The sequence below is a fragment of the Candidatus Thiopontia autotrophica genome (assembly GCA_014384675.1).
GTDB lineage: Bacteria > Pseudomonadota > Gammaproteobacteria.
The window spans coordinates 3943-10002 of the sequence record JACNFK010000004.1 but is presented as its reverse complement, the minus strand read 5'-3'; the positions used below and the strand labels follow the sequence as shown (position 1 = coordinate 10002).

General features: G+C 49.9%; 7 protein-coding genes and 2 tRNA genes. 5 read left to right on the top strand and 4 right to left on the bottom strand.

The features are described from left to right. Positions 1-86 precede the first annotated feature (86 nt). The 3 genes from H8D24_00150 to H8D24_00140 are packed head-to-tail and all read left to right on the top strand — an operon-like array spanning position 87 to position 3900. The gene (locus tag H8D24_00150) at positions 87-1148 is read left to right on the top strand and encodes an extracellular solute-binding protein (protein MBC8518803.1); all 1062 of its coding nucleotides are present in this window, start codon (positions 87-89) and stop codon (positions 1146-1148) included. 33 nt (positions 1149-1181) lie between these two features. After that, positions 1182-2798 (top strand): iron ABC transporter permease, encoded by a 1617-nt coding sequence (locus H8D24_00145; protein MBC8518802.1) that lies wholly within the window; start codon positions 1182-1184, stop codon positions 2796-2798. Between the two features lie 31 nt (positions 2799-2829). Beyond that, positions 2830-3900 (top strand): ABC transporter ATP-binding protein, encoded by a 1071-nt coding sequence (locus H8D24_00140; GenBank protein MBC8518801.1) that lies wholly within the window; start codon positions 2830-2832, stop codon positions 3898-3900. A 2-nt stretch (positions 3901-3902) separates the two neighbouring features. Here H8D24_00140 and H8D24_00135 read toward each other — a convergent pair. The 4 genes from H8D24_00135 to H8D24_00120 form a co-directional block, all read right to left on the bottom strand. After that, positions 3903-3979, bottom strand: a tRNA-Arg gene (locus H8D24_00135). A 119-nt stretch (positions 3980-4098) separates the two neighbouring features. Next, a complete protein-coding gene (locus H8D24_00130; GenBank protein MBC8518800.1) occupies positions 4099-4434 on the bottom strand; it encodes a toxin-antitoxin system HicB family antitoxin in 336 nt (111 codons plus the stop codon). Further along, complete coding sequence (locus H8D24_00125; protein ID MBC8518799.1) at positions 4431-4625, bottom strand: type II toxin-antitoxin system HicA family toxin; 195 nt, start codon at positions 4623-4625, stop codon at positions 4431-4433. Before H8D24_00125 ends, H8D24_00130 begins: the two co-directional genes overlap by 4 nt. A gap of 151 nt (positions 4626-4776) precedes the next feature. Then, positions 4777-4853 (bottom strand) — tRNA-Arg (locus tag H8D24_00120). Positions 4854-4908: 55 nt separating this feature from the next. Between H8D24_00120 and H8D24_00115 the strand changes: the two genes are divergently transcribed. After that, on the top strand, positions 4909-5520 hold the full coding sequence (locus tag H8D24_00115) for an NUDIX domain-containing protein (GenBank protein ID MBC8518798.1): 612 nt from the start codon (positions 4909-4911) through the stop codon (positions 5518-5520). Between the two features lie 13 nt (positions 5521-5533). Then, positions 5534-6040, top strand: coding sequence for a DUF1249 domain-containing protein (locus H8D24_00110; GenBank protein MBC8518797.1), 507 nt, complete (start codon positions 5534-5536; stop codon positions 6038-6040). The last annotated feature ends 20 nt before the right edge of the window (positions 6041-6060 follow it).

The following is a 6060-nucleotide window of genomic DNA, read 5'->3' as shown; positions in this document are numbered from 1 at the left end:
ATTTCCTCCCTTGTCCCGCCAGAAGTTAAATTCTGGTGGGGCTGTTTTATTGGTTTGATGTTGTAGCATAGATAGGAGCGGTAAAGATGAAAAGAGATAGATATTTTTGGATTGGTGGTCTGGTTGGTGTTGTAACAGGATTGGCTGGAGTGTTGATGAGTGGAGTGGCTTTGGCTAAGGAGGAGATTAATGTCTACTCTTATCGTCAGCCCCACCTTATTGAACCAATGTTGAATATGTTTACAGCAGAAACCGGAATCAAGGTCAACACTGTATATGCAAAGAAGGGGATGATTGAGCGCTTGAAGGCTGAAGGAAAAAACAGCCCTGCAGATTTGGCTTTAACTGTTGATGTAAGTAGACTTGCAGCACTGAAGCAAGCAGGACTGTTGCAGTCGGTAAAGAGTGAGCTGCTGGAATTAAATATCCCTCAGAATCTGCGCGACCCGGAAGGAGAGTGGTTTGCATTGACGCAGCGAGCACGGGTGATTATGGCTGCCAAGGATCGGGTGCCAGAAGGTGCAATCACCAGTTATGAGCAGTTGGCAGCCCCCGACCTGGGATACAAGATCTGTATGCGCAAGGGAAACCATGCGTATAACATCTCCCTTATCTCCTCCATGGTAAGTGCACTGGGTAGAGAGGGTGCCAAAGAGTGGTTAAAAGGGGTGAACAATAATCTGGGGCGCAAGCCGCAAGGCAATGACCGTGCGCAGGTGGGCGGGGTCAATTCTGGAGAGTGTGACTTAGCGATTGCAAACACCTACTACTTTGGAAAAATGTTTACCGGAAATGGGGGCAAGAACCCTGAGCAGATCGCCTGGGCAAAGGGGGTAAATGTGATTTTTCCAAACCAAGATGATCGTGGTGCACACATTAACATTAGCGGTGTCGGTCTGTTAAAGTATGCGCCGAATAGATCAAATGCTATTCGACTCATGGAGTGGCTTGCTGGAGATATGGCGCAGTACATGTATGCCAATGAAAATCATGAGTTCCCTGTAAAGGGTGGGGTGCCAACATCTCCTCTAGTTACGAAGTATCTCAGTGGAGGCCAGTTCAAGGCAGATTCAGTATCTCTTGCCAAAATTGCAGATTACTCCAAGACAGCATCGGAGCTGGTGGCAGAGGTTAACTTCGGGAGTTAAGCGATTGTGAATAGCCGCAAGGCACTTCATGTGATGCCCTGGGCAGCTGTTGCCTGGGGCATTTCACTGTTTGTGATATTGCCAATTTTGGCAGTGATGGGGCAGGCATTTTTCCCGGAAGAGAATATCTGGGGGCACCTGCTTGAGACCACGCTTCCGCGCTACCTGCAAAGTTCGTTACTGTTGATGGTTGGTGTAGGGGTACCAAGCGCAATATTGGGTGTGGCAACAGCCTGGCTGGTAACAAGGTATGAGTTCCCGGGGCGTCGAGTTTTTCAGTGGGCTCTGTTGTTGCCATTTGCCTTTCCCTCCTATCTTTTGGCCTATCTCTACACAGATCTGTTGCAGTACTCAGGTCCGGTTCAGGGATACCTGAGAGAGTTGTTTGAGTGGCGTTATAAATCAGACTACTGGTTTCCCGAGATTCGTTCGATGGGTGGAGCAATGACCATGTTCACTCTCACCCTCTATCCATATGTCTACTTGTTGGCGCGAGCCTCATTTTTGGAGCAGTCCGACCGTCCGGGCAATCTGAGCCGTCTATTGGGGTGCGGCCCCTGGGGAAGCTTCTTCCGGGTATCGTTACCCGCGGCCCGTCCCGCGATTGCGGTGGGAACCTCACTGGTGCTGATGGAGACTCTCAATGATTTTGGAACGGTCGATTTTTTTGCCGTAGAGACCATGACCACCGGAATTTTTGATATCTGGCTCAATCGCAATAATGTTGGTGGTGCCGCACAAATTGCCACTCTGTTGATGGGGATGGTGCTGCTGCTTATTGTTATAGAGCAGATGAGCCGTCGCCGTCAGCGACAATACCAGGAGGGTGATAGTAGAAAGCTGATTGAGCGAAAATCACTAACAACAGGAGAGCGTCAGCTTGTCCTGTTGGTTGTGACCCTTCCCGTCATTCTTGGTTTTGTGATTCCTTTTACTGTTCTGGCCAGTTATGCATGGGATTCAGTAGACCACTACTGGAATCCGCAGATCATTGAGTATGGGCTCAATAGTTTATGGGTGGCTACATTGGCAGCGTTGTTAACTGTTACTGTCGGTCTATTGGTTACCTATGCCAAGCGCCAGCAGAAGCGGGGAGGGGTGGGACTTGCGCACCGCCTGGCAGGGGTTGGTTACGCCATGCCGGGCGCGGTACTGGCCATTGGCGTGGTTATATTTTTTGGTTGGGTAGACCGAGGGATTAATATCTGGTTCCAGTCATGGTTTGGATATGATCCGGGACTAATATTTAGTGGAACACTTTTCTCTCTGTTGTTTGCATATGTGGTCCGCTTTCTTACGGTGGCAACGGGTGGGTTGGATGCAAGCCTGGGAAAGATTCGACCATCAATGGATCATGCGGCACGTTCTCTGGGAGAGGGGCCCCTTGCTATGGTCTGGAGAGTACATATTCCAATGATCAGGAGTGGCCTATTGACGGCTGCACTTATTGTCTTTGTGGATGTGATGAAGGAGCTGCCAGCCACACTGCTGTTGCGACCTTTTAATTTTGAGACATTGGCAACTCATGTCTATTACTTTGCGTCGGATGAGATGTTGCAAGAATCATCGATTGCAGCCCTGATGATTGTTTTGGTGGGGCTTGGCCCGGTAATCCTGCTGAGTCGAACGATTGCAAGTCATAGAGAGTAAATCGAGAGCAGAGAGATTGAAGGAGTGGAAGATGAATTTGATGAGCCCGCAGCAGGATGAGATCCTGAGAATAAAAAATCTCTCTAGTAACTACGGTGATCAGACCGTATTGAGTGGTATCGACATTACCCTGAAAAAAGGGGCGTTGGCCAGTCTGTTGGGTCCTAGCGGTTGTGGCAAAAGTACGCTACTAAATGTGGTGGCAGGTTTTCATGATCTGAAAGAGGGGGAGGTCTGGGTGGGACAGACCCTCGCCTCATCTGTTGAGCGTATGGTTCCGCCAGAGAGGCGCAATATTGGAATGATCTTTCAGGATTATGCTCTCTTCCCCCATCTGTCGATTTTGGATAATGTAACCTTTGGGATCCGTGATCGTTCAAAGAGTGATGCCAAACGGGAGGCGAATGAGTGGCTCGATCTGGTACGGATGGAGGGTTTTGGAGGGCGTTATCCTCACGAGCTCTCTGGCGGTCAACAGCAGCGTGTGGCGTTGGCCCGCGCTCTGGCGGCAAAACCATCTCTGCTATTGATGGATGAACCTTTCTCAAATCTTGATACCGATCTGCGCAGGCGGCTGGTTAGGGAGATTCGTGATCTTCTGAAAGAGAGGGGGATCACTGCCATTCTGGTGACTCATGATCAAGAAGAGGCATTTCTCTTCGGTGAAGAGGTGGGGCTGATAGATCAGGGAGTGCTCCAGCAGTGGGGGACGCCAGAGCAAGTTTATACAGAACCAAACAATAGATGGGTTGCCAATTTTGTTGGGGATGGTAGCTGGATTCCGGGAAAAGTTTTAGAAACCGGTGAGATCAAGACCTCTGTCGGCTCCTTTGTCCACTCATTCAGTAATGGGGTTGATCCAGAGCAGCAGGAGGTTGAGGTTCTCTTCAGGCCACATGAAATCCGTCTGGAGCTGGCAGAATCTTCAGAGGATGGGGTCTGTCATGTTGTGCGAAGTGAGTTTTCCGGGCAGGAGATGCACTATCTGGTGGAGTCATCAGAGTCTGATCAGATACGCATTTCGATGGAGGGCTTGTCCCGATTTCACGTTGGTGACAGAGTCAAGCTGCTTTTCCAGGAAGAGAGCCTGATCCTGTTTTAGTTTGGCCTCCCCGACAGGGGTCGAACCTGTAACCTTGCCCTTAGGAGGGGCACGCGCTATCCAGTTGTGCCACGGGGAGAGGCGATTGCTAGCTGTAACGTGGCACCTATTCACGGCGTGGCCTTCAAAAAAAGGATGCAGGGGAGAGCGGTTGAAGGGGCCGCTTTTCGAGGATCAATCTATCCTCTGCATGTTTGGTTATGCGCTACAGCTTTCCAATTGCTGAGAGCAATATTTGTTCAGGCTCACTCCGGCCTGAGCCGCGTGAATGGCAAGTTGTTTGTGTAGCTCTGGTTCCATCCTCAATACAAACTTGCCTGAGTATGTTTTTCCGGCTGTAGGTTCCGGTAATGGATTACCATCCTTTTTATAAATATCAATCCACTCATCTACAATCTGGCAGAGTTGGTGGTATACCTTCTCTTCATTGTCTCCATGACAAGCCTGTCCGATCCAGCCGGGTACAGAACCGACATAACACTGATCCTCTTCGGACCACTCTACAATCTTCAAATAACGGTCACGCTCTTTCACTTTGATACCTCGTTAATCTTTTGTGTTACCTGCTTCTCTTGGTAGGGTTTTGCATCGTTACCAAGTTTTCCTGATATGGTCAGAATCGCTCCAGAGGGGTGCAGGTAGTTACGGTGACTGCCTTTGCCTCCCCGGTTCTGGAACCCTGCTTTTTCAAGCTCTCGGATTAGCTCTCTAATCTTCTTCGGCATAGTATCATTATAGTATCAGTTGTGATGATGTCAAAGGGATGCTCTTTTCAATGACACCACTTTGTCGCTCTACTGCATAGGTATGGGTAGAGGTGGTTGTTCAGGATGCGCTCACGGTTCTCTATGGTGTGGATGGCTAAATACTGGTAAATGGCCTCCCCGACAGGGGTCGAACCTGTAACCTTGCCCTTAGGAGGGGCACGCGCTATCCAGTTGTGCCACGGGGAGAGGCGGCGAATTCTACCATGGGTTAATATCTGCTGACAGGCTATGTCACAGAGGGATGGTAGTGGAAAAGAGATACAAGATTCTTGATAAGCAGATTGTCTATGACGGTTTTTTCCGCATGGAGAAGTATCGTCTGCAGCATACGCTGTTTGAGGGTGGGTGGTCTGAACCTATGTCACGAGAGCTTTTTGAGCGTGGTCATGCGGTCGCAGTTCTGCTTTATGATCCAAGAGAGGATGCGGTGGTGATGGTTGAGCAGTTCCGAATAGGTGCGCTGGAGTGTGAGGCAGGTGCATGGTTTCTGGAGGTGGTTGCCGGGATGGTGGAGGAGGGGGAGAGTGACGAGTCGGTAGCCAGACGAGAGAGTGATGAGGAGGCTGGTTGTCAGGTTGGCAGGCTTGAGTTTATTGCCCGCTACTGGGTTAGCCCTGGGGGAACCTCAGAGACCCTGGCTCTATATTGTGGCGAGGTGGACTCAACCGCTGCTGGTGGCGTACATGGGCTGGACCATGAAAATGAGGATATCCTGGTTCATGTTGTCCCCTATTCAGAGTTGCTGGAGATCTGGCAGAGAGGCGAAATAAACTCAGCCACACCTCTTTTGGCTGTGCAGTGGTTGGTGATGAATCGAGAGCGTATTCGTGAGGAGTGGGGCGATAGTTTTTGATAGAATTCAATTTATGCATTATGAGGGGACAATCAACAGGGCGATTAGCCGGGCAAGAAGGGGGGTCGCAACTCCTGCCCAGGCAGAGAATATCGCACTTCTCAAAAAACTGGTTCGCCATGATCTGAAGAGTCTGATGGCTCTGTATGAAGAGAACTTTGATCTCTTCTTTCGCCTTGTCCCTGATGTCCGTACCCGCAACTTTGAAAAACAGTTTGTGGCTGAGGGTGAATTCCCGCTGTTCCTTACGGTGGTTGAAGAGAATAAATTCACCACAACACTGCTGTTGACTCACCGCTTTGTGGGGTTGTCCGGTAGTGAGGAGGAGCCATCTGCCAAGATACGTCTATACCACGACAGTCAGCAAGCAGAGGTTATGTCAATGAGTCAGGGAGAGTCTCTGCGCTCTTTCCTCTCTTTGGTGCGCGATGGTGAGGAGAATCTTGATGCCCGCTGGCGCCTCAATCTGTTCCTCAACCACTGGTTGAGACACTGCATCGAGCAGGATTACAGTTTCTAAAGAACCTCTGAAAAAGCTTA

Bases quoted from the DNA above. Each gene is read 5' to 3' on its own strand.
- H8D24_00110 (MBC8518797.1), top strand. From the start codon at position 5,534: ATGCATTATGAGGGGACAATCAACAGGGCGATTAGCCGGGCAAGAAGG.
- H8D24_00150 (MBC8518803.1), top strand. From the start codon at position 87: ATGAAAAGAGATAGATATTTTTGGATTGGTGGTCTGGTTGGTGTTGTA.
- H8D24_00140 (MBC8518801.1), top strand. From the start codon at position 2,830: ATGAATTTGATGAGCCCGCAGCAGGATGAGATCCTGAGAATAAAAAAT.
- H8D24_00125 (MBC8518799.1), bottom strand. From the start codon at position 4,625: ATGCCGAAGAAGATTAGAGAGCTAATCCGAGAGCTTGAAAAAGCAGGG.
- H8D24_00145 (MBC8518802.1), top strand. From the start codon at position 1,182: ATGCCCTGGGCAGCTGTTGCCTGGGGCATTTCACTGTTTGTGATATTG.
- H8D24_00115 (MBC8518798.1), top strand. From the start codon at position 4,909: ATGGTAGTGGAAAAGAGATACAAGATTCTTGATAAGCAGATTGTCTAT.